1 protein-coding gene is annotated in these 210 nt (G+C 39.5%); it reads left to right on the top strand.

Annotated elements, in window-relative coordinates:
• Nucleotides 1-210, top strand: a 210-nt coding sequence (locus BN200_RS09445) for a hypothetical protein (RefSeq protein WP_034989556.1), incomplete at both ends; no start/stop codon positions are given.

Here is a 210-nt window from a genome sequence, read left to right as displayed (position 1 = left end):
GAACAAGTTAATAATGTGATCCAAAAAGTGGAAGATGAAAGCCTTGTGCAGCAAGATAAAGAAACGCAACACATCACCATTGGTAAGGATATAGACGGTGATAAAATCGATATTGCTAACAAAAATAAAGAAAAGCGTACTCTTACGGGGATAAAGGATGCCGCACTCTCAGCGGAGTCAAATGAAGCCGTTATCGGTTCACAGCTTTTT

This window comes from Bartonella senegalensis OS02 (genome assembly GCF_000312545.1).
Taxonomy (GTDB): Bacteria; Pseudomonadota; Alphaproteobacteria; order Rhizobiales; family Rhizobiaceae; genus Bartonella; species Bartonella senegalensis.
The sequence above is the reverse complement of the archived record's forward strand: the minus strand, read 5'-3'. Positions and strand labels throughout refer to the sequence as shown.